We start from the raw sequence: 20,750 nt of genomic DNA, 5'->3' as shown, positions 1-20,750 counted from the left end.
CATGCCGCACTTGCTGAGGTCCACGACGTCGCTGAGGCCCGCAACGCGGCCAGCGAAGTCATCCCCCGATTCCCGTCCGCCTGCGCGGCGAAGGTCCCCCGGGATCGAACCGGATACCGATCTCGGCCCCCTGCGCCGGCAGGTGACCACCATCATCGACGCGATCCTCTCCGACACCAAACCCGAAGACGCGGCGGTGCGCGAGAAACTCCGCTGGCATGTCGCCAACAACCCGGGCCAGCCGGAGAAAGCCCTCCTGAGCCACCTGCTCTCTGTCTCCGTGGAACAGCCTGCCGGGTAGCGCCGCCACCCGAGAAGGGCGTCAGCGGCTGATGGTTGCCTGGCGCACCACTTCGCCCCACGACTGCTGCGCGAGGTCCGCCACGGAGGCCAGGATTTCCGACGGCGGCCTCGACAGGTCCAGCGGAAACTCCACCACGTCAATGTCCGTGTTCAGGATCCGGCGCAGTTTGATCTCTCCCGTGCCGGGATACACCAGCCACGCCGTCGGAACCCTGAGCGAGGTGCAGTACGCGAGCATCCGGTAGTGGTCACCCGACAGTGACGCCCCGGCGTCGGCCGCGGCCTGGTACCTGGCGTCGTAGACCATCACCGGCCGCCCGCCCAGCAGGTGGACGGCTCCGGGCTGCACCACGATCCGGTCAGAGTCGCGCACGGCCTCATTGAGCAGGGCGTTGTACCGCAGCCGCATCTCCCCCGGGTACACCGCCATGGCCTCGCGCAGCGCTCTCCCGACGAAGTCCTCGAACAGCACGGACATGTCCACCACAAACGACGCCGACTGCTGCGTGCCGTCGCCGGCCTCCGCCGAACCGTGGCGCAGGATCACCTCGGCGAGCCGCAGCGCGGCCTGGTACCGGGTGTTCATCCGGCTGGCCCGCCAGACCGGCAGCGGCGCGCCGGACTGCAGCCGGGTCACGGCCGCGAGCTTGCCCTTGAGCTGGCGGAGCCGGCTGAGCACCTCCGGCCGCACGCCCGGAACCTGGGACATCCGTTCCAGCGCCGCCCGCAGGATGCGGTTCTCCGCAATGTCCTCGGTGAACTCGTCGTAGGACACTTCGAGGGGAACGAGCATGCCCGGCCGGCGCGAGATCTGGTCCGAAATACGGATCCGGCCTTTGACCGTCCGGAGCGATTCCTCCACATTCAGGTAGCCCCGCAGCACGCCGCGGCTGAGTGCCCGGTCCGCGAGCTGGGCCAGCGATTCGGCCAGTGCACTCCACAGGTCCGCTTCCTCGGCTGCGGTGACGCATTCCTCCTGGAAGCCCTGGTCCCCGGCGTACCCGAGCAGGAACAGGAGCCGGTCCAGGCCGAGCCGTTCCTTGGGCCGGACCTCGAGCTGCACGGTCGGGGTGCGCACCGAGCCGACCTTCCCGACGGGCTCGATCCGGTACAAACCCATGCCCATGGGCGAGGCATTGGCCAGGCCGCTGCCGTTGACGTAGGCCGCGCTTCCAGGGTCAAGCCGTTCGACGACGCCGCCGGAGAGCTCGTCGAGCAGGATCCGGCGGACCGGCCGGGAGCCCGGCGCCCCGTGGCTGGCGGGCCCAGGCTGGCTAGACGCGCGCAAGGCGGTCAAGCAGCTGGTCCAGTCCGAAGCGCTCCTCCAACTGCGCGCGGTTCAGCTGGCCGTGGTAGTGCTCCTCGAGCAGCGGCATCAACTCGTACTTCCAGATCCGGCGCAGGCCCTTGGAACTCTGGGCGGTTTTCTTCATGAAGTAGGACGGGCCGATCATCAGGTCCCGGTCCCATTCATCGATGGCGTCGTTGAGCGCGTCCATCAGCAGGGCCGGCGTCGTGTCCAGGTCCCGGGCCTGCAGGAACCGCAACAGCGTTCCCTTCACCGGTTCCGTTTTGGGGTGCAGCTCGATGAAGGAGAAGCGGCGGCGGATGGCCGCATCCATCATCGCAACGGACCGGTCCGCGGTGTTCATGGTGCCGATGATGTAGAGGTTGTCCGGCAGCGTGAAGGGCTCGTTCGGGCTGTACTGCAGGTAGATCCGGTCATCGCGGTATTCGAGCAGGAAGTACAGCTCGCCGAAGACCTTCGCGAGGTTCGCCCGGTTCATCTCATCGATGATCAGGAAGTACGGTTTGCTTTCGTTCCCGGGTTTGGCGGCCTCTTCGGCGATCCGGCGCAGCGGCCCGGCCACGAGTTTGAAGGACACCTGCCCTTCCTCCGTTTTGTCCGGACGGAAGCCCTCGAAGAAGTCCTCATAGGCGTACGAAGGGTGGAACTGCACCAGCTTCACCCGTTCGTCCGTGGTGTCGCCGGCGAGCTGGGCGGCCAGGTGCTTGGCCAGGTACGTCTTGCCGGTACCGGGCGGACCGTACAGCACCAGCTGCCGGTTCTCCTCCAGCATTTCGGCGATCTCCTGCAGCGGCTCGAGGTCCATGTGCAGGGATGCGGCGAACTCCGGCGTCAGCGGGCGGAACCCTTCGCAGGCGGGTTCGACGACGGCGGCCGGCTCGGCGCCGTCGTCCGGCTCGGCTTCCGCTTCGGCCGGAAGCAGCGCTTCCAGCGCCTGGATGACGCGGGTGATGTCCACCACGATGCCGGAGGTTGCCAGCTGCCGCTGCACGTGGCGGGGCAGCTCGGTCATGTTGTGGGTTTCGTCGAACCAGCGCACCTTCCGGCGCAGCCGGCGGTTGTCCTCGTGGTGCTCAGGCTCACCGAGGACCACACCCACGCGGACCGTGCCGGAGCTCTGGGACAAAGTCAGGTCGCCGGGTTTCATCACGGTCAGGAAAGCGAAGACGGCGGTTTTGGTGTCCTCGCGTTCCACGTAGCCGAGGTGCTGATAGTCCTCGTCAACGGCATGCTGGACCAGCCCGGCGGTGACGCCGGGGTCCAGCAGGCGGAGGTGCTCGACGTCGAGCGTCACTGTCTCCTCGGACTGCCAGGTGCCGAGGAGCTCGGCATTGTCGTGGTGGGTGCGCAGCAGCCAGGCCCGCCGACCGGGGTCGCCGACCTTGCGCCACTGGCTGACCAGTTGCCGGGAGTACCAGTCGATCCGTTGGCCGGCCTGTTCGTCGAGGTGCAGCCGGATGCGGTGGATATCGGCGGTGACGTCCTCGTCGCTGTCGCCCTTCGCGCCGCCCACGAGGGAGGCAAAGGCGTCGCGGATCTCCTGGCGCTCAACGTCGGCCACCACGGGCTCGAAGTAGCCGGGCCAGACCAGGAATTCGATGCTGCGGCGGATGGCCGGCTGGTCGTCGGCCGTGCCGGCAACCAGCCGGTGGAACGCCAGCGGATCCTTGACCGCCGCAGCGACGTCGCCTGCCGGACGCTGCGCGACGTGCTGCACGAACCGGCAGAGCCATTTCAGGTGGTCCCAGATGGTCCAGTTGAACTCGGCGGTGCGGTCCCGGATGACACCGTGGTCCGTCATGCCGGCGAACAGTTCGTCCGGCAGTTCCAGCGGCGGCTCCAGCCAGGACGCGGCTTCGGCCACCCGCGCGCGTTTGACCTTGAGGGATTTCACCTCGTGTGCCAGCGGCAGGGACTGCAGGAAGAGCAGTTCGACGGCCAACTGCTTGGCGCCCCGGGAGGCGCCCTGAAGGTTTTGCCGCAGGTTGGTCATCATGGGGGCTTTGGGATCCGGGACCCCCCGTTCGAGACGGTCCAGCAGCTCCGCGGCGGCCGGCACCGACCATGTTTTGGTGCGTCGGTCCAGGGCCGACGGTTTCCCGTGCAGCCCTGGCCCCAGGACAAACCACGCTGCGTCTTCGATCTCCTTGGAGATGCCGAGGGCACGGTGCATGGCAGGCTTTTTGGCTGGGGTCATGCTTTCAATTTACAGGCTTAAGCCGGACGCCCCGTCCCGCCGGCCGCCAAAGTTACTGAACAGTAGCCCCGCGGCGGGGCGGGACCGCCTGCTACTTGGCCGCCGGGCTCCGCTTGACGCCGAAGGTGAAATAACTGCCCGGGCCGACGAAGTTGACCAGGGTCGCCAGGCGCCACAACGTTTTGCTGCCCCGGATCTGTTCGGCCGGGCGGTGTGAGATGTCGCGCTGGGCTGCGATCAGGAGCGAGAGCTGGACGACGGCGGCGGTGATCGTGCCGAACTTCGCCATCGGAGAGAGTTCCTTCCAGGTCTTCTTCCGGGCGTTCTTCCTGCGCTTTTTCGCCATGATCTGTGCTCGTTTGTTCACCATGATGTGTGCTCCTTGGCTTCCGGACTACGGCTTCCGGGCTGGTTGCCCGCGGTTGTTCATTCTAGGGACGATCGGTGGACCGAGGTAGAGGCTATCGGACCGGGTGGGCGGGGTCCGCGGCCGGGGCGGCGTGGACGGCCATGTAGGGGGCCAGGGTGTCCCTTTGCTCCGGCGTAAGCCTGAGCACCCGCCCGGTGGCCTCCTCCACGAACGCCAGATGGCTCGTGGCCCGGACGCACTCCTCGCGGGTGACGGGATCCAGGACCAGATAATGGATGTCGAAGCTGGCGCCCTTCACGGCACCGATCCACAGCTGGACCAGGGCCGGTACATTGCGGTACTCGAGGGTCCGGACGTAGCGGATCTTGTGCTCCACGATCAGCGCCAGGGTCCCCTCCGGGACCGTGTTGAAGAGCGGCACCGGGGGTTCGACCCCCGGCAACCCAGGACCCCGGGGCGGGCCGAAGGCCGCGATCCGGGCTTCCTCCAGGATCCGGACGAGCTGGACGTTGTTGATGTGTCCGTAGGCGTCCATGTCACCCCAGCGCATCGGGATCTGCACCTCGATGCGCCGGGGCTCCGCGGCCCGGCCGGCGGCGCTCAACTGTGCACCGCCGCGGCGTCGTCGGCCGTGTTTTCCGAAAAGGCCGTCTCCGCGTCCTCGCCGGCGAACTGGGACATGTACAGACGGTGGTAGGCGCCCTTGAGTTCCAGCAGCTTCCCGTGGGCACCCTGTTCCACGATCCGGCCGGCTTCCATCACCAGGATGGTGTCGGCGTCGCGGATGGTGGAGAGGCGGTGGGCGATCACGAAGCTCGTACGATCGGTGCGGAGGGCAGCCATGGCCTTCTGGACAAGCAGTTCGGTGCGGGTGTCCACCGAGCTGGTGGCCTCGTCCAGGATCAGCAGCGAGGGATTCGCCACGAAGGCCCGGGCAATGGTGATCAACTGTTTCTCGCCGGCGCTGACGTTGTTGCCTTCCTCGTCGATGATGGTGTTGTAGCCCTCGGGGAGGGCGCGGACGAAGCGGTCCACGAAGGTGGCCTTCGCCGCCTCCATCACCTGGTCCTCGGTGGCGTCCAGCTTGCCGTAGCGGATGTTGTCGTAGATGGTGCCGCCGAAGAGCCAGGCGTCCTGCAGCACCATGCCCACCTTGGCCCGGAGTTCCGCCCGGCTCAGATGGGTGATGTCGACGCCGTCCAGGGTGATGCTGCCGCCCTGGAGCTCGTAGAAGCGCATCACGAGGTTCACCAGGGTGGTCTTGCCGGCACCGGTGGGTCCGACGATCGCCACGGTGTGCCCGGGCTCCGCAGTGAAGGACAGGTCCTCGATCAGCGGTTTTTCCGGGGTGTAGCTGAAGGTGACGTGCCGGAAGTCGACGTGCCCGTCGGTCTTGGCCGGCAGCTTCTCCGTGGCGGTCTCTGCGTCCTGTTCGTCGGCGTCGAGGAATTCAAAGACCCGTTCCGCGGAAGCGACGCCGGACTGGAGCATGTTGGCCATGCCCGCCATCTGGCCGAGCGGCTGGGTGAACTCGCGCGAGTACTGGATGAACGCGGTGGCGTCGCCCAGGCTCATCCCGCCGGAGGCAACACGCAGCCCGCCCACGACCGCGATTCCTACGTAGCTGAGGTAGGACACGAACTGCATGACAGGCATGATCATGCCGGAGACGAACTGCGCCCCGAAGCTGGCCTGGTAGAGGGCCTCGTTCCGCTCGTCGAATCGCTCCAGCATGTCGGCGTCGCGTCCGAAGACCCGGACGAGGTCGTGGCCGGAGAAGGATTCCTCGATCTGGCCGTTGAGTTCGCCGGTGTTCTTCCACTGGGCTGCGAAGAGCTTCTGGCTGCGGGAGCCGATGATGCCGGCGGCGACGGCCGAGAGCGGCAGCGCGACCAGGGCAATCAGGGCCAGCTGCCAGGACACGATGAACATCATGATGACGATGCCGATCACCGTCAGCGCCGAGTTCAGCAGTTGCGCGAAGGCCTGCTGCAGCGCCTGCTGGATGTTGTCCACGTCGTTGGTCACCCGGGAGAGGATGTCGCCGCGCTGGCGGGTGTCAAAATAGTTCAGCGGGAGCTTATTGAGCTTCTTCTCGGTGTCGTCGCGCAACTGGCGGACCACCCGCATGACCAGGATGTTCAGGACGTAGCCCTGCAGCCAGAGGAAGATGTTGGCGACGAAGTACATCACCAGCACCACGCTGATCAGGAACGCGAGCTGCTGGAAATCGATGCCGACGCCGGGGATGACATCCATCCTGGAGAGCATGTCCGCGAAGTTATCCTGGCCCTGGGTCCGCAGCCCTTCGACGAACTGCTCCTTTGTGCCGCCGGCCGGCAGCTGCTTGCCAACGACTCCGCCGAAGATCACGTCCATCGCCTGGCCCAGGATCCGGGGGGCCACGACATTGAGGACGACGGCGACCGTCACCATCGCGAGCACGGCGATGATGCCGGTCCGCTCGGGCCTGAGCAGCCCCATCAGCCGCTTCGCGGAGGGCCAGAAGTGCTGGGCCTTCTTCGCGGGCAGGGCACCGAACATGCCGCCGTCGGCCTCGCCGGGTTTGAATTCCTCTTCGTAGAAATCGTCGTCCGGCCCGGCGGCGGAGGATTCAGTCGCCGGCCCGGCGCCCGGGGGCGGAAGGTCGACCTTCTCGTTGGTGCTCATGCCATGGCCTCTGCAGTCAGCTGGGATTCGACAATTTCCTGGTAGGTGCTGGAACTCTCCAGCAGTTCCTCATGCGTTCCGCGGTCCACGATCCGGCCCTTCTCGAGCACCAGGATCTGGTCGGCGTCGGCGATGGTGGAGACTCGCTGGCCGACGATGATGACGGTGGCCTCCGCGGTTTTCGCCTTGAGGGCCCGGCGGAGCCTGGCGTCAGTGGCGACGTCGAGGGCGGAGAAGGAGTCGTCGAACAAGAAGACCTTGGGCTCGGTGACCAGTGCCCGGGCAATGCAGAGGCGCTGGCGCTGGCCGCCCGAAACGTTGGTGCCGCCCTGGGCGATCCGGGCGCCGAGTCCGTTCTTCTTCTCGCCGACAAAGTCAGCCGCCTGGGCCACGGCGAGGGCGTCCCAGAGCTGTTCGTCGGTGGCTCCGGGCCGGCCGAAGCGCAGGTTGTGCTCGATGGTTCCGGAGAACAGGTACGGCCGCTGCGGCACCATGGCCACGCGCTGGGTGATCTCCGAGCGGTCCAGCTGGGTGACCGGGACGCCGTCGAGCAGCACCTCGCCCGAGGCGGCGTCGTAGAGGCGCGGCAGCAGGGACAGCAGACTGGTCTTGCCGGCGCCGGTGGAGCCGATGATGGCCACGGTCTGGCCGGGCTCTGCGGTGAAGCTGATGTTGCTGAGCACCGGCGCTTCGGCTCCCGGGTAGGCGAAGGACACGTTCCGGAACTCGACCCGGCCCGCCTTCTCCAGCGGCGCCACCGGGGTGAGCGTCTCGTGGATGGAGGGTTCGACGTCGAGCACCTCCCCGATGCGGTCCGCGCAGACCGCGGCGCGCGGAATCATCATGGCCATGAACGTGCCCATCATGACCGCCATCAGGATCTGCAGCAGGTACTGCAGGAAGGCCGTCAGCGCGCCGACCTGCATCTCGCCGGCCTCGACGCGCTGGCCGCCGAACCACAGCACGGCGGCGGTGGAGACGTGCAGGATCATGCCGATCGCGGGGAACATCAGGACAAACAGGGCGCCGATCTTCAGGGAGACATCGGTGAGGTCCTTGTTCGCCGCGCCGAAGCGCTCGGCCTCGTGGGGTTCGCGGACGAAGGCGCGGACGACGCGGATGCCGATGATCTGCTCGCGGAGGATGCCGTTGAGCCGGTCGATCTTCAGCTGCATGGAACGGAAGAGCGGCATCAGGCGGACCACGAGGTAGCCCACCACCACCACGAGCACCGGGACGGAAACCCAGACCAGCCAGGACAGGTTGAGGTCCTCGCGGAGTGCCATAAAGATGCCGCCGACGCACATGATGGGCGTGGCCACCATGAAGTTCAGGCCCATCAGCATCAGCATCTGCACCTGCTGCACATCGTTGGTGCCGCGGGTGATTAGGGTGGGGGCGCCGAAGACGTTGACGTCTTTCGCGGAGAAGCTCGTGACCTTCCGGAACACCCCGCGGCGCAGGTCGCGGCCGAACGCCATGGCGGCCTTGGACCCGAAGTAGACCCCGGCGATTGCGGTGGCCACCTGGATCAGGGCGACGCCGAGCATCACCCCGCCGGTGCGCCAGATGTAGCCCGTATCGCCGCGGGAGACGCCCTCGTCAATGATCCGGGCGTTCAGGCTGGGCAGATACAGCGCCGCAATGGTGGATGCGAGCTGGAAGAAAATGACTGCCGCAATGTATGGCAGATACGGCTTCGAATAGCGCCGCATGAGGGTGACAAGCATGCCCACGAGTCCTTAGGAGATACCGAGTAAATGAGGCGGGAGAAGAGCCCGGCGGGAAACCGCCTCCTGCTCGCTCCCAGTAGTAGCAGAGCGGGCCGACAGCCATAGCCATCCAACTCTACGAAACGACCGGCCCGTGCGGGACATCGGGCCCCGAAAATCATCCCAACGGCGTACCTTTCGAAACTGGGGACAACGTAGTCACCTCCGGCACCAGTACCCGCTTTCGACCCCAGTAATCACTTCGGCCCCAGTAGTGCCGTCTAAAGAACCGGTAGTCCACCGGGTAGTGATTACTCGTGTCCGCCGGCGTCGTGCGGCCTAGCGTGAAGTTGTCAGTTACTGGACAACGCTGCAGGGGTAATAAGGGACATCTGGGACCCGAGTGAATCTGCCGGCTCGGCCTCGAGCCGCCATCTCCCGCAGTCTGGTCAGTCCAAAATGATCCAGATGGAGCACTGCCATGAAGAAAGTCCTTGCAGCGGCCGGCATTGCCAGCCTTGCCCTACTAGCTACCAGCGCCCCCGCAATTGCCGGCCCAGACGACAAAATCAGCATCTGCCATGCGACCGGCTCCGAGTCGAATCCTTACGCTGAAATCACGATCAGCGAAAACGGACTCAACGGACACAACGCCCAGGGCGTGCACGACGGCGACATCGTTCCGGCCCCGGCCGGCGGATGCCCGGCGGGCGACAACGGAGACCACGGACCTGAATCGAAGAAGGTCACCATTTGCCACGCCACGGGATCCGAGAAGAACCCGTACGTCGTCATCACTGTGGCCGAGCAGGCCTGGCTCAACGGGCACAAGGACGGGCACAACGGCCACGCCGACATCTACCCGGTCCCCGCCAAGGGCTGCCTCGTAGCTGACCACGACGATGACGACCACGAAGGGGAGGAAGAAGAGGAGAATCCGGGCGGCGGCGGAGACACCACGGTTCCGCCCGCTGTGGAAACCCCCGGGGAAGACGCAGAGGTTCCCTCCGGAGCCGGCGCAGCTGCCGTCGTACCGTCAGGTGCCGGCGCAGCCGTTGCTGCAGTCGCGGTCAACCGGGGATTCAACGCTCAAACCGCTGTTGGCAGCGAGACTGATGCCGGACTTCCGGGATGGGCGGCAGGCCTCGCGGCACTGCTCACGGCCGCTTCGGTAGTCGCAGTGAGGCGTCAGGGACGCGCGCAGGACGCGGACGCAACCTCATAGGGGTTGCTGTGGCGAAGGGGCACCGGACCAGCTTGGGCCGGTGCCCCGACCTTTTCCGAACTCACGAAGGAGCTCCAATGCCCTTCCTCCATTCCCCGGCCCACCGTTCAGCGACCGCGAAGCCACGGACCTGGAACCGCGGCGACCTGCTGCTTCTGGCCTGCGGTCTGGTTGCATTCCTCGTCCTGACGTTCCTGTCCGGCCCGGGAACCCCCGCCCGGTCCGAGCTGGCCGCGACCCCGCCGGCAGCGCCCGCGCTTGTCATTCCGGAAAGCCCCGCTCCCGCCGCGCCGGCGGACAGCGCTGAGGCTCCGGGCGCCGCCGGTACCGGTGCCGCCACCGCGTCCCCGGTACCGGCAGCCGAACAGCCGCCCGCACTTCCCCCGTTCCCCCCGGCGGCGGCACCCCTTCGCGTCGTCTATCCGGCCGCCGGCTTTGACGTTGCGGTCCACCCGTTGCAGCCCAGCCCGGCCGAAATCGAATCCCAGACCATCGTTCCGCCCGTCTCCCTGGACGGGTATTGGGTGACGAACTTCGGCGCCCCCGGCGCGGGGTCCGCCAACACGACCTACATCATGGGCCACAGCTGGGAAGGCCGGGACGCACCGTTCAACCGGCTCAGTTCAGGCACCGCCCCCGGGGACATCTTCGAAGTGACAACGGCCGCGGGCAAGATCAGCTACCGGGTGGATTCCATTTCCACCGAGAACAAGGCCTCGCTCAAGGACCATCCGATCTGGCAGGTCGTACCCAATCGCCTCGTCCTCATCAGCTGCTACACCGAAGATCTGTTCGGGAAAAACGTGCTCCTCGTGGCATCTCCCGCCGTTTAGTCGGCCCGGCGCCGGCTTTCGCGCTGCTGGCTGAGCACCTCGACAAATTCCCGGTCGAGGTCGACGATTCCGGTCGGGGCTGCGGGGGCAGGCTCTCTCGTGGCGGGGGCTGGCCCCGTCGTGGCGGGCGCGAACGGTGCCGGTGCAGTCACGGCAGTCGGCGTAAACCCGGCGGCCGGGCCGCCGTCGCCGCCGCCGTCGCCGCCGCCGTCGCCTGCGGCGGAGGGGCTGACGATGTCCACGGTGCGCCGCAGCGGCTCCTCCTTGATGAAGAGGACCGCGACCAGGGCGACCACGCCGACGATCGCGGAGACCATGAAGATCTGCGCCGTCGCGTCACCGTAGGCGGCCCGCATGATCTCGCGGACGGGTTCGGGCATGTCCGTGAGGTCCATGCTGGCCGCAACGCCCCCGCTGGCGGGAATCCCGGCGGCGGCGAGGCCCTCGGCGGCGAGTTGCTTGACCCGGTTGCCCATGATGGCTCCGAGCACGGAGACTCCGATGGCGCCGCCGACCGAGCGGAAGAACGCCACCGAGGCGCTGGCGGTTCCGATGTCGCCGGCCCGAACGGTGTTCTGCACGGCCAGCACGAGGTTCTGCATCAGCAGGCCCAGCCCGAGGCCGAGGATTGCGGTGTAAACGCTGGTCAGCCAGAGCTCGGTGGTGTGATCGATGGTGCCGGTCAGTCCGAGGCCGGCAATCAGCAGGAGCGAGCCCGCGACCAGGTAGCGCTTCCATTTTCCGGTGCGGCTGATCAGCTGTCCCGAGGCCACGGAGCCGATCAGGTTGCCGGCGATCATCGGCAGGGTCAGGAGTCCGGCCTCGGTGGGTGATGCGCCGCGGGCCACCTGGAAATACTGGCCCAGGAAGGTGGAGGAGCCAAACATCCCGACGCCGACGGCGATCGAGGCGAGGATGGCGAGAGCGGTGGTGCGCTGCGAAATGATTTTCAGCGGGATGATCGGCTGCGGGACCCTGGATTCGACCAGGACCAGCAGCGCCAGCAGCGCAAGGCCCCCGCCCACCATGGCTCCGGTCTGCCAGGACCACCAGTCGTAGTAGTCCGGGTTGCCGGCGAATGACACCCAGATCAGCAGCAGGCTCACGCCGGAGGTCAGCAGGATGGAACCAAGCCAGTCGATCCTGGCGGGGCGCCTGACGTGCGGCAGTTTCAGGGTGATCTGCAGCAGGATCAGCGCAACAATGGCCAGCGGAACGCAGACGAAGAACGTCCAGCGCCAGCCCAGCGGGCTGTCCACGATGAAGCCGCCGAGCAGCGGGCCGCCGGCGGTGCCCACGGCCATCACGGCGCCCATGTAACCCGAGTACTTGCCGCGGTCCCGCGGCGGGATGATGGAGCCGATGATGGCCATCGCCATTGCGGTGAGCCCGCCCATGGCGACGCCCTGGATGACGCGGGCGGTCAGCAGCAGCGGGATCGTCCCTGACAGGCCGGCCATGACGGACCCGGCCACGAAGATCACAATGCTGAGCTGGACCAGGACCTTTTTATCGAAGAGGTCGGCGAGCTTGCCCCAGATGGGGGTGGTTGCGGCGTTGGCCAGCAGGGCAGCGGTGATGACCCAGGCGAAGTCCGTCTGGGTGCCGTTGAGCTCGGACATGATCGTGGGAAGTGCGTTCGCAACGATCGTGCTGCTGATGATCGCGGTGAAGAACGCGGCCAGCAGTCCGGTGAGGGCTTCCATGATCTGGCGGTGCGTCATCACCACCGTTGGTGCCGGGGGCATTTCTGCGGTTGCGGCCATGGGGGCGCTCCTTAAACAATGTCGGTCGTATTGATGGAACCGGCCGTCGTTGCCCGGGCTGCCGTCCTGAGGGACTCAGCAAGTTTCTGCAAGGTTTTCGTTGTCTCTTCGATGTCCTGCTCACTCCAGTCCTGCAGGAAGCCAAGGAGGGCGGCGGCGAGCTGGTCCTCAATGGAGCGGAGTTTCGCGACTCCTGATACGGAGAGCGCGACCAGCTGCGCCCGCCCGTCCAGCGGGTCGGGCCGGCGGACCACGTGGCCCTGTTCCTCCAGCTCGGCGATGTGCCGGCTGAGGACCGGCGCGCTGACGCCAAGCCGCTCGGCAAACCGGGTGGCGCGGGTTTCCCCCTCCCCCACGAAGCGCAGTACGCCCTGGAGCGCCACACCGGTGTCCTCCCCGCGCAGTTTGACCGCGGCGACGCATCGTACGGCGCGCTGCAGGTCGAAGATCTGATGGACGAGTCTGGCTGCGGTGTCCGGCGCAACGGCCATAACGGCCCCCTTTGCTTGCCTGGGGCAACAATATATCAGGATTTTAGTTACTTTGGGAAACTAACTCATATCGTGCGCTTAAAAGCCGGCGCGGGCCGGCAGCAGTGCTGCCGGCCCGCGCTTGCTTGTCCTCGAAGAGGCGGGGAGCGTGGGGCTCAGACCTCCACGTGGGTGGGGGCGAACATCCGGAGCAGAGTTTCGACGACGACGACGTTCGGCCCGTCTGCGGCGAAACCAGCCCTAAGCGCGTCCCCGACGTCTTCGGGCGCAACCCGGACGGCCGGTACCCCGAAGGCCTCGGCCAGCTTGACGAAATCAGGACGGGCGAGCTCGGTGGCCGTGGCCTTGCCGAACGCCCCGACCATGTATTCGCGCAGGATGCCGTAGCCGCCGTCGTCGACAATCAGCCAGGTGACGGGGACATTATGCTGCCTGGCCGTGGCCAGCTCGGAGATGGAGTACATCGCCGAGCCGTCGCCGGAGACGGCCAGCACCCGGGCTGAACTGCCGGGCTTGCCGGTGGTTTCGAGGCCGACGGCGCCGCCAATCGCCGCGGGGAAGCCGAAGCCGAGTCCGCCGGCACCCTGGGCGGAGTGGAACTGGCCCTCGCGGGCGTCCCAGCAGCTCCAGGCCCAGTAGGCCGAAATGGTCATGTCCCAGAAGGTCTGCATGGCGGAGGGAACGGCTTCCCTGATGTCCGCCATGAACTTCAGTTCCTTGCCGAGGTCCTGCGATTCCAGCCGGGCCTTGACCTTGGCCAGGGTTTCCTTGACCAGAGTTTCGGGCGGGGCGCCGTGCCAGTCCGCGTGCCCTTGGCGCGGCTCCGCCAGGGCGGCGTCGAGGGCCGCGTCGAGGGCCGCGAGCGCCTGGCCGGCGTCGGCCCGGATGCCGAGGCCGGGGCGGTTGGATTCCAGCACGCGCGGTTCGGCATCGATCTGGATGATCCTGCCGCGCGGCGCGAAGGTGAAGTAGTTGGACGTGACTTCGCCAAGCGAGGAGCCGACGACGATCAGCACGTCGGCGTCCTCGAGCAGCTCCGTCATGTACTCGTCCTCGATCCAGGACTGCAGGGAGAGCTCGTGGTTCCAGGGGAACGCACCGTTGCCGCCGGGGGTGCAGATGACCGGGGCCCGCAGTTTCTCCGCAATGGAGCGCAGCGATTTCTCGGCCCGGCCGCGGCGGGTGCCGCCGCCGGCGATGATGGCGGGACGTTCCGCGGTCGAGAGCCATTTCACGGCCTCGCGGATGAGTTCCACTCGGGGCGGGTTGTCTGCCGCCTCGGCGAGGGCGTCCTCCACCGGGGGCACCATGATGGGATCCAGCAGGACGTTCTGCGGGATTTCCAGCCAGACGGGGCCCTGCGGCGAGGAGATCGCCTCGGTCCAGGCGTCCTGGATGGCGGAGGGGATGCCGGAGGCGTGCTGGATCAGCCGCTGGCTCTTGGTGACGTTCGCGGCCGAGGCTTTCTGGTCATCGAGCTGGTGCAGCATGCCTTTGCGGCGGGCTCCCAGTCCTTCCAGCGGGATCTGGCTCGCGACGACCACCATGGGGACGCCAGTGGCGTAGGCCTCCTGCAGCCCCGCCAGGGAGGTCAGTGCGCCGGGGCCGGTGGAAAGGAAGAGGACACCGACTTCGCCGGTGGCGCGGGAGTATCCGTCCGCGGCGAAGGCCGAGTTGTTCTCCACGCGGGAGGAGACGAAGTGCAGGTTTCCGCGGCCCATCGCGTCGAAGAGACCCAGGGCATGCTGGCCGGGGATGCCGAAGACGGTTTTGGCGCCGAGCGCTTCGAGGGTCTCTACGACGAGGTCGCCGCCGTTGCGCACGCCGGTCACTGGGAGACTCCGCTCTCGACGCGTCCGGCGGCCGGGGCCGCGAAGCCGGCCGGGCGGCGGGGTTCCTGCCCGAGGGCCTGGGCAGCGTAACCGCTGGCCGCGCCGAAGCGGTCGCCTTCAACCGCACGGTCCGCCATCAGGGTGACCAGTTCAAAGGCCACGTGGCTGGCGGCCACACCGGTGATGTCCGCGTGGTCGTACGCGGGGGCAACCTCGACGACGTCGGCCCCGACCAGGTTCATGCCGCGCAGGCCGCGGATGATTTCCAGCAGTTCGCGGCTGGTGATGCCGCCCGCTTCCGGCGTTCCCGTGCCGGGCGCGTGGGCGGGGTCCAGCACGTCGATGTCCACCGAGATGTAGAGCGGGCGGTTGCCGATCCGGTCGCGCACCTTGGCGACGGTTTCCAGCACACCCTGGTAGTAGACGTCGGCGGAGGTCACGATGCCGAAGCCAAACCGGTGGTCGTCGTCCAGGTCCTTCTTGCCGTACAGCGGGCCGCGGGTACCGATGTGGCTGATGGCCTCGGTATCCAGGATGCCTTCCTCGACGGCGCGGCGGAAGGGCGTGCCGTGGGTGTATTCGGCGCCGAAGTAGGTGTCCCAGGTGTCCAGGTGCGCGTCGAAATGCAGCAGGGCGACGGGCCCGCCGGCGCGTTCGGCGGCGGCGCGGAGCAGCGGCAGCGCGATGGTGTGGTCCCCGCCGAGGGTCAGCAGCTTGCTGCCGGAGGCGGTCAGGTCCAGCGCGTTCTGCTGGATGGCCTCGATCGCTTCATGGATGTTGAAGGGGTTGACCGCCATGTCGCCGGCGTCGGCAACCTGGATGTTCTCGAAGGGGCTGACGTCCCACGCCGGGTTGTACGGGCGCAGCAGCCTGCTGGCTTCGCGGATGTGGTTGGACCCGAAGCGGGCGCCGGGGCGGTACGAGACGCCCGAGTCGAAGGGGACGCCGACAACCGTGACGTCGGCCTTGGCGACCTGGTCCAGCCGCGGCAGGCGCGCATAGGTGGCGGCTCCCGCGTAGCGCGGAATGCGGGATGAATCGATGGGGCCAAGGTTGCCATTGGCCTCGATGCGCAGCTCTTCCAAAAGAAAGCTCTCCTTCGAGGATTGACCGACGGGTGTGACAGTCATCATACACTTGAAGTTGTCCCTTGTGCATCAAATGTTTACCTGATCCCGACGGGCGCGGCAGGTCCGGACGTTCCAGCCCAGTTACTTCCCCACCAAGCCGGCCGGTGCACCCGCAGAACCGCGGAAAACCGGGGCTCTGCGGCAGGCCGGGTCCGGTGCCGTGGCGGGTAACTGGGCAGGAGCGCTGGCAGAGTCCAGAAACAATCCCCCGGAATGCTTTCCACATGGGCCACCCGCCCCGTTTCACCAGCACGGCTTCGGATGTCAACTGACTTGATGGACCCGATTAATTACCTGGCCCAGCTGGGCGGAGTAGCCCGGACCGGACAATTGTTGGCCGCAGGCTTTTCCCGGACCGACATTGCCCGGTTGGCGGACGCCGGCATCCGGCAAGTGCGGCGCGGTGTCTTCGCCCTTCCGGAGTGCCGCCCCGATCTTGAGGCTGCAATCCGCCACAACGCCCGCGTCACGTGCGCCAGCGCGGCCGGGCATTACGGGCTGTGGCTTCGGGACCCTCCGGCGCAGCACCATCTGGCCTGCAACCACGGGCGCGGAAGCGGCTTCATCCGGCACCGGACGGTCCGATTCGAGGGCCATCCAGTGCTGCCCCTGGCCGCGGTTGAGGACGTGGTGCTGCATGCCTTGACCTGCCTCGCCCCTCCGGCATCGGCGGCCATCGCGACTTCGGCGATGCGTCTGCATGGTGTCCCGCTGGAGCTGTTGAAGGCCCAGCTCACCGCCGACCGGTCCGGCCAGGTCCGCAAGGCGCTGGATCAGCTGGACCTCCGGGCCGAGTCCATCGTGGAGGTCGACGCGCAGCACCTCTTCACAACCAATGGAATCGGCTACGATGCCCAGGTCTATCTGCCCGGGATTGGCCGGGTCGACTTCCTGATCGAGGGGTACCTGATCGTTGAGGTGGACGGTTTCGCGTACCACTCCAGCCGCGAGGCCCTGCGCCGGGACCTGGGACGGAACAACGCCTCGACCCTGAGCGGCTTTGCCGTGCTCAGGTACATGCCGGAGCACATCTGGTTCGAGCCGGAGCGCGTCGTGGCCGAGATCCGGGCCGTACTGGGCCGGCCGCGGCCCGCGCCCTGACGTTCCTGCCCAGTTACTTCGGGGCCCGCCCCCCGGCGCCCGCGGAATTCCGGGGCTCACCCAATCCGGCAGGCGGCGCGGGCTCCGGTAACTGGGCAGGAGCGCGCACGAACGGTCCTCAGCCCGGGCCAGGGAAGGCAGCCACCCCAAAACCGGTGAGGGAACCTAGCGGCTCGCGGCGGGGACCAGCACCCAGAGGACCTCGACGGCTTCATCCGTCGGGTTCACCCAGGTGTGCGGCTCGCGGCCGGGGAAGGTCACGGTGTCGCCGGTGTGCAGCTCGAATTCCTCGTTGGTGAGGATCAGCCGGATGCTGCCGTTGACAACGTGCAGCACGTCGACGTCGCAGTCCACCGCATACAGTTCAGCTTCGCCCCGGCCGCGGGGCTCGATCACGGCCTGGATGATCTGCACGCGGCGCTCGGAGCGCGCGGTCAGCAGCCGTTCCACGATCCCTTCACCGCCGAGGGAAATCCGCGGGCCTTCGTTCTTTTTGGTCAGATGCGTTTCCGGTGCGGCGAAGAGGTCCCCGATCGAGATGGACAGCACCTGGCACAGGGTAACGAGGGACGCGACAGAGGGTGAGGTGAGGTCCCGCTCGACCCGGCTGAGGAACCCCTTGGTCAGCCCGGTGGCGTCGGCCACCTGCTCGATGGTGAGCCGCTGCGACTGCCGGGCGGCACGGATCCGGGAACCGATGGCAACGGGAACATTGCTCGGTTCAACTGGTAGAGCCTTCATTTTGGAACCTTTCACGGCCGGCCGCTCGGCCCCATCGTTGGAGCAATACTAGCGGGACGGCATCCCCCGGACGCCCGATCAACCCGCGACGCGTCACACGCCTCGATTGTTACCCGGATCACACCCTGCGCCGACTCCCTGCCGTTTGTTGCCAGCCGGTTCGGCAAGAACACCAACACCGACGACACGGACTACCCCGGAACACGACGTCAAGGCCAACCGCACGTGGGTCCTGGGACTGGGCGTGGTGGCGATCGTTATCGCCATCATCACCAAGGACGTCGCCGCGGCGCTCACCATCGTCTACGACATCCTCGTCGGCCGGGTTCCTCGCCGCCCCGGTCCCGACGCACTGACGCCGTGAGTTCCTGACCGCGGGTTAAAGGCCGACGGCGGCGCTCCCCTTCCGGGGGCGCCGCCGTCGGATATTCAAGCCGCCCGGAGAATTATTCCTTCTCCTCCGGCTCAAGGAACTCTTCCCCCTCCAAAGGCACCACCGGCGTCTCGTCGCCCAGGAAGTCCTCCTCGTCGAGGGGAACGATGCGATCGGCCTCCTCGAAGAGTTCTTCCTCCTCGGTCTCCGCAGCATCACTCACGGGCGCGTCCTCGGCGTAGTCGTAGGCGGGGTCGGACTCGAGGGAATCCCGGGCCGGCTGGATGGGGCGTGAGCCGATGTTGTCCATGATGCAACCTCCGTGTGACTGGGGTGGCGGCGAGGGCCCCGGAGAGCCCGCCCTGGGTTTCATTCGAACACCGGGAACCCGGACGGTCAAGAGCTCGCCCCGGGCCGGACCCCGACTGCTGCGGACTGCCCCGCAGTGCAGGGCTTTTTTACGGTTAGCCTAAACTCTCCGCTGAGGATCGCCAGCCGAAAATCCGCGGAAATACGGGGTACGCTGGAAACGCAATGGGGCTTAACCATGCCCTTTTCAAGCCCAGGAGCTTCCGTGTCCCAGCACGCCACATCTGACCCGTTCAACCCAGAACCCCGCCAGGAATCCCACGCGGAATCCGGCCACGCATCCGGCCAGGAGACGCCAGCCGCAACCCCGGGCGCCGCGACCCCCAGCCCCGCGGACATCAAGCGGTGGCGGCAGTACCTCGCCGACGAACGGGCCGAAGCTTCCGTCTACCGGGACCTGGCCCAGAACCGCCGCGGCGAGGAGCGCGCGATCCTGCTGGCCCTGGCCGAAGCCGAAGGCCGCCATGAGGCGCACTGGATCCAGCTTCTCGGCGACCACGCCGGCCGCCTCCGCCCCGCCTCACTCCGCAGCCAGTTCCTGGGCTTCCTGGCCCGCCACTTCGGCTCCGTCTTTGTCCTGGCCCTCGCCCAGCGGGCCGAAAGCCGTTCGCCGTACGCCACCGACCCCTCCGCCACCCCGGCCATGGTCGCCGACGAACAGATCCACGAGGAAGTCGTCCGTGGGCTCGCGACCCGGGGCCGCAACCGGCTGGCCGGCACCTTCCGGGCGGCCGTCTTCGGCGCCAACGACGGGCTGGTCAGCAACCTTTCCCTCGTTATGGGCATGGCCGCCTCCGGCGTGGGAAGTTCCGTGGTCCTGCTCAGCGGTGTCGCCGGGCTGCTGGCCGGGGCGCTGTCCATGGGAGCCGGCGAGTTCATTTCCGTCCGCTCCCAGCGCGAACTCCTGGCCGCGACCCGGCCAACGCAGATCACCCTGGCCGCCGCACCTTCGCTGGACATTGAACACAACGAACTCCTGCTGGTCTACCTGGCCCGCGGCATGTCGCGGGAGGCTGCCGAACACCGCGTCGCGGAGCGGATGGGCCTGCGCGACTGCGACTGCGATCCCAGCCTCTCCCTGCAGCCGGAGCTGCCGGCCACCCACGACCAGCACGAAGCCGTCGGCACCGCCTGGAGCGCGGCGGCGTCGAGCTTCTGCTTCTTCGCTTCCGGCGCCATCGTGCCGATCCTGCCCTTTGTCCTGGGCATGACCGGCGTCGCCGCGCTCGTGCTGTCCGCCGTCCTGGTGGGCCTGGCGCTCCTGTTCACCGGCGGCGTCGTCGGGCTTCTCTCCGGAACGTCTCCCGCCTCCCGCGGCCTCCGCCAGCTGGCGATCGGTATGGGCGCCGCGGGCGTAACGTACCTGCTGGGCATGGCCTTCGGCGCCGTGGTCGCGTAGTGGACGGTCCTGAATTCCGGGACCGGACACCGCGTCACAGCCGCTCCCGCGCCACCTGGCAGATCGTCCGCGGTCTCGCCACCGCCGGGCTGATTGCCGGCGGCGCGTTCCTGGCCGCCGGGCTCATCGACGGGGATCCGCGTTTCGCCGGGCTCTTCGAAGTCGGCCGCGGACCCGGCCCAGGCAGGGCGGCGGCAGGCCATTCCGGGCAGCCGCCGGGCGCCGAGGTGGTGCGGACCGACACTCCCCCGGCCGGCTTTGAGGAGCAGGACGATCCGCTCGGTCGTGCGCAGAAGCCAGCCGTTGCGAGCAGCTCATACAGGTTTCTTGCCGTGAATGACGACGGCACCCCGGTGGGTTATTCCCCGTGCCGGCCCCTGCATTATGTAGTGAACGCGGCCCTCGCCCCGCAGGGAGCCGAACGCCTCGTTGACGACGCGATCAGGTCGATTTCCCGCGCAACCGGCATCCAATTTGTCGACGACGGCCCGACCACGGAGGTGCCGTCCCAGTCCCGCGTGCCGTACCAGCAGGACGCCTACGGGGATCGCTGGGCGCCGCTGCTGATCGCGTGGACGACCCCGGACCAGGCCCCGCAGCTCAAAGGCCCGGTAATCGGCACCGGGGGCAGCACGCACTTCAGCTTCGGCACCGGACCCAAGAGTTTTGTCACCGGCAGCCTGGAGCTCGACGCCCCGCAGATCGCCGAGGACCTCAGCCGGCGGGACGGGGCCGCGTATGCCACCGCCGTGATCCTGCACGAACTCGGCCACGTCATGGGGCTGGAGCATGTGGACGATCCGGTGCAACTGATGTACCCCGAGATCGGCGCCCCGGACGGCCTGGCCGCCGGTGACCTGAACGGCCTGTACGAGCTGGGCCAGGCCCAGTGCCGCAAAGACCTCTGAGCAGCCGGCCGCCGAGGACCT

General features: G+C 67.5%; 18 protein-coding genes and 1 pseudogene. 7 read left to right on the top strand and 12 right to left on the bottom strand.

The window, feature by feature from the left end:
- The first annotated feature begins 1 nt into the window (after window position 1).
- Entirely contained in the window at window positions 2–301 is a 300-nt protein-coding gene (locus ASPU41_RS09830; RefSeq protein ID WP_231941230.1) for a hypothetical protein, read from the top strand.
- 21 nt (window positions 302–322) lie between these two features.
- On the opposite strand, the gene ASPU41_RS09825 is transcribed toward ASPU41_RS09830, so the two are convergent.
- From ASPU41_RS09825 to ASPU41_RS09800, 6 genes are all read right to left on the bottom strand, one after another.
- Entirely contained in the window at window positions 323–1,591 is a 1,269-nt protein-coding gene (locus ASPU41_RS09825) for a 5-methylcytosine restriction system specificity protein McrC (protein ID WP_197515840.1), read from the bottom strand.
- Complete coding sequence (locus ASPU41_RS09820; RefSeq protein ID WP_069950765.1) at window positions 1,578–3,809, bottom strand: McrB family protein; 2,232 nt, start codon at window positions 3,807–3,809, stop codon at window positions 1,578–1,580. Before ASPU41_RS09820 ends, ASPU41_RS09825 begins: the two co-directional genes overlap by 14 nt.
- A gap of 91 nt (window positions 3,810–3,900) precedes the next feature.
- Window positions 3,901–4,179 carry a hypothetical protein gene (locus ASPU41_RS09815; protein ID WP_442856243.1) on the bottom strand — a complete coding sequence of 93 codons (279 nt, stop codon included), beginning with the start codon at window positions 4,177–4,179 and terminating at the stop codon, window positions 3,901–3,903.
- Between the two features lie 91 nt (window positions 4,180–4,270).
- Window positions 4,271–4,729, bottom strand: a complete 459-nt coding sequence (locus ASPU41_RS09810; RefSeq protein ID WP_069952605.1) for an acyl-CoA thioesterase — start codon at window positions 4,727–4,729, stop codon at window positions 4,271–4,273.
- A 50-nt stretch (window positions 4,730–4,779) separates the two neighbouring features.
- Window positions 4,780–6,849, bottom strand: coding sequence for an ABC transporter ATP-binding protein (locus ASPU41_RS09805; protein WP_069950764.1), 2,070 nt, complete (start codon window positions 6,847–6,849; stop codon window positions 4,780–4,782).
- Window positions 6,846–8,579 (bottom strand): ABC transporter ATP-binding protein, encoded by a 1,734-nt coding sequence (locus tag ASPU41_RS09800; RefSeq protein ID WP_069950763.1) that lies wholly within the window; start codon window positions 8,577–8,579, stop codon window positions 6,846–6,848. Before ASPU41_RS09800 ends, ASPU41_RS09805 begins: the two co-directional genes overlap by 4 nt.
- 463 nt (window positions 8,580–9,042) lie before the next feature.
- On the opposite strand from ASPU41_RS09800, the gene ASPU41_RS09795 reads away from it, so the two are divergent.
- A complete protein-coding gene (locus tag ASPU41_RS09795) occupies window positions 9,043–9,786 on the top strand; it encodes a hypothetical protein (protein WP_069950762.1) in 744 nt (247 codons plus the stop codon).
- A 77-nt stretch (window positions 9,787–9,863) separates the two neighbouring features.
- Window positions 9,864–10,619, top strand: a complete 756-nt coding sequence (locus ASPU41_RS09790; RefSeq protein WP_069950761.1) for a class F sortase — start codon at window positions 9,864–9,866, stop codon at window positions 10,617–10,619.
- Here ASPU41_RS09790 and ASPU41_RS09785 read toward each other — a convergent pair.
- The 4 genes from ASPU41_RS09785 to speB all read right to left on the bottom strand — a co-directional run bounded on the left by ASPU41_RS09785 (window position 10,616) and on the right by speB (window position 15,793).
- Entirely contained in the window at window positions 10,616–12,385 is a 1,770-nt protein-coding gene (locus ASPU41_RS09785) for an MFS transporter (protein WP_231941229.1), read from the bottom strand. The two genes, ASPU41_RS09790 and ASPU41_RS09785, sit on opposite strands and share 4 nt — an antisense overlap.
- Before the next feature lie 11 nt (window positions 12,386–12,396).
- Window positions 12,397–12,876: a MarR family winged helix-turn-helix transcriptional regulator gene (locus ASPU41_RS09780; RefSeq protein ID WP_069950760.1), complete on the bottom strand. Its 480-nt coding sequence runs from the start codon at window positions 12,874–12,876 to the stop codon at window positions 12,397–12,399.
- Between the two features lie 155 nt (window positions 12,877–13,031).
- Complete coding sequence (locus ASPU41_RS09775) at window positions 13,032–14,708, bottom strand: thiamine pyrophosphate-binding protein (protein WP_069950759.1); 1,677 nt, start codon at window positions 14,706–14,708, stop codon at window positions 13,032–13,034.
- Window positions 14,705–15,793 (bottom strand): agmatinase, encoded by a 1,089-nt coding sequence (gene speB, locus ASPU41_RS09770; RefSeq protein ID WP_069950758.1) that lies wholly within the window; start codon window positions 15,791–15,793, stop codon window positions 14,705–14,707. Before speB ends, ASPU41_RS09775 begins: the two co-directional genes overlap by 4 nt.
- Before the next feature lie 306 nt (window positions 15,794–16,099).
- Between speB and ASPU41_RS09765 the strand changes: the two genes are divergently transcribed.
- Window positions 16,100–16,939, top strand: coding sequence for a type IV toxin-antitoxin system AbiEi family antitoxin domain-containing protein (locus tag ASPU41_RS09765; protein WP_231941228.1), 840 nt, complete (start codon window positions 16,100–16,102; stop codon window positions 16,937–16,939).
- A gap of 165 nt (window positions 16,940–17,104) precedes the next feature.
- Here the strand turns inward: ASPU41_RS09765 and ASPU41_RS09760 are convergent, their stop codons facing one another.
- Entirely contained in the window at window positions 17,105–17,680 is a 576-nt protein-coding gene (locus tag ASPU41_RS09760) for a helix-turn-helix domain-containing protein (RefSeq protein WP_069950756.1), read from the bottom strand.
- Window positions 17,681–17,809: 129 nt separating this feature from the next.
- On the opposite strand from ASPU41_RS09760, the pseudogene ASPU41_RS22020 reads away from it, so the two are divergent.
- Window positions 17,810–18,002 (top strand): annotated as a pseudogene (locus tag ASPU41_RS22020) (sodium:solute symporter); the annotation flags it as partial.
- A gap of 124 nt (window positions 18,003–18,126) precedes the next feature.
- On the opposite strand, the gene ASPU41_RS09755 reads toward ASPU41_RS22020, so the two are convergent.
- Entirely contained in the window at window positions 18,127–18,363 is a 237-nt protein-coding gene (locus tag ASPU41_RS09755) for a hypothetical protein (protein ID WP_069950755.1), read from the bottom strand.
- A 264-nt stretch (window positions 18,364–18,627) separates the two neighbouring features.
- Here ASPU41_RS09755 and ASPU41_RS09750 point away from each other — a divergent pair, with 264 nt between their 5' ends.
- Window positions 18,628–19,821 (top strand): VIT1/CCC1 transporter family protein, encoded by a 1,194-nt coding sequence (locus tag ASPU41_RS09750; protein WP_069950754.1) that lies wholly within the window; start codon window positions 18,628–18,630, stop codon window positions 19,819–19,821.
- A complete protein-coding gene (locus ASPU41_RS09745; RefSeq protein ID WP_069950753.1) occupies window positions 19,821–20,729 on the top strand; it encodes a matrixin family metalloprotease in 909 nt (302 codons plus the stop codon). Before ASPU41_RS09750 ends, ASPU41_RS09745 begins: the two co-directional genes overlap by 1 nt.
- Window positions 20,730–20,750: the final 21 nt, after the last annotated feature.

This window comes from Arthrobacter sp. U41 (genome assembly GCF_001750145.1).
Classification (GTDB): domain Bacteria; phylum Actinomycetota; class Actinomycetes; order Actinomycetales; family Micrococcaceae; genus Arthrobacter.
Note: the sequence above shows the minus strand (reverse complement) of the source record. Positions and strands in the feature narration are given on the sequence as shown.

Bases quoted from the DNA above. Each gene is read 5' to 3' on its own strand.
- ASPU41_RS09830 (WP_231941230.1), top strand. From the start codon at position 2: ATGCCGCACTTGCTGAGGTCCACGACGTCGCTGAGGCCCGCAACGCGG.
- ASPU41_RS09820 (WP_069950765.1), bottom strand. From the start codon at position 3,809: ATGACCCCAGCCAAAAAGCCTGCCATGCACCGTGCCCTCGGCATCTCC.
- ASPU41_RS09815 (WP_442856243.1), bottom strand. From the start codon at position 4,179: ATGGTGAACAAACGAGCACAGATCATGGCGAAAAAGCGCAGGAAGAAC.
- ASPU41_RS09810 (WP_069952605.1), bottom strand. From the start codon at position 4,729: ATGCGCTGGGGTGACATGGACGCCTACGGACACATCAACAACGTCCAG.
- ASPU41_RS09805 (WP_069950764.1), bottom strand. From the start codon at position 6,849: ATGAGCACCAACGAGAAGGTCGACCTTCCGCCCCCGGGCGCCGGGCCG.
- ASPU41_RS09800 (WP_069950763.1), bottom strand. From the start codon at position 8,579: ATGCTTGTCACCCTCATGCGGCGCTATTCGAAGCCGTATCTGCCATAC.
- ASPU41_RS09795 (WP_069950762.1), top strand. From the start codon at position 9,043: ATGAAGAAAGTCCTTGCAGCGGCCGGCATTGCCAGCCTTGCCCTACTA.
- ASPU41_RS09790 (WP_069950761.1), top strand. From the start codon at position 9,864: ATGCCCTTCCTCCATTCCCCGGCCCACCGTTCAGCGACCGCGAAGCCA.
- ASPU41_RS09785 (WP_231941229.1), bottom strand. From the start codon at position 12,385: ATGGCCGCAACCGCAGAAATGCCCCCGGCACCAACGGTGGTGATGACG.
- ASPU41_RS09780 (WP_069950760.1), bottom strand. From the start codon at position 12,876: ATGGCCGTTGCGCCGGACACCGCAGCCAGACTCGTCCATCAGATCTTC.
- ASPU41_RS09765 (WP_231941228.1), top strand. From the start codon at position 16,100: ATGTCAACTGACTTGATGGACCCGATTAATTACCTGGCCCAGCTGGGC.
- ASPU41_RS09760 (WP_069950756.1), bottom strand. From the start codon at position 17,680: ATGAAGGCTCTACCAGTTGAACCGAGCAATGTTCCCGTTGCCATCGGT.
- ASPU41_RS09755 (WP_069950755.1), bottom strand. From the start codon at position 18,363: ATGGACAACATCGGCTCACGCCCCATCCAGCCGGCCCGGGATTCCCTC.